Genomic DNA, 656 nt, shown 5'->3' with positions numbered 1-656 from the left:
ATATCCAGCCGCGCGCTTGCGCATCCTTGGCAAGGCGGAGGAGCCAGTAAGCCCGCATCACCGTGTGCTGCGCCGCGCCATCAAAACTATCCGCAGGATAGGTGCTGTTCGCATTGACGTACGACACGAGCCCATCAACGGTGCTGTACGTGATCGGCCCGCCCGATGTGGCGCGCGCGCCGAATGCAGACCCGGAAGCCGTACCGTACACACCCCGCGTTCCGCCAATATAGCCAAAACGCAGCACCATCTGGCGCGCCAGCCGCTCCAGCATCTTCGGACGGCCCGCAGATGCCCACAGATAGGCAGCCTCGGGACCATAACCCTGCGACATGAAGTTCGAAATCCCAAGCCCGCTCTGCCCGTCAATCGAACCAATCAGACGCAGCATCACGCTATCCGCATCCGTGCCGGCATCCACAGCCGCGATCTGCTTCTCCCAGTCGTCCATCATGTCGTTCGTCATCTTCAGCGAACGCTCCTTCGGCCACAGCAACGGACCAGACGCATTCAGCGCAATGTCGCGAAGCTTCCACGCCGCCGTCCAGCTGTTCGCCGTCGAACGCTGATAACCAAAACGGCTCCGGTAACGACCGTCGCTATAGGCACCCTGATACACGCTCGCCAGCGTGTACGCCGCAATCGCCTGCTGCAAG

General features: G+C 61.7%; 1 protein-coding gene. It reads right to left on the bottom strand.

All coding sequences use genetic code 11. The features are described 5' to 3' along the window. A partial coding sequence (locus ACFQ00_RS20035) for a hypothetical protein (RefSeq protein ID WP_381495341.1) occupies positions 1-656 on the bottom strand: 656 nt, incomplete at both ends.

This window comes from Sphingosinicella xenopeptidilytica (assembly GCF_042676985.1).
Taxonomy (GTDB): Bacteria; Pseudomonadota; Alphaproteobacteria; order Sphingomonadales; family Sphingomonadaceae; genus Sphingosinicella; species Sphingosinicella xenopeptidilytica.
Note: the sequence above shows the minus strand (reverse complement) of the source record. Positions and strands in the feature narration are given on the sequence as shown.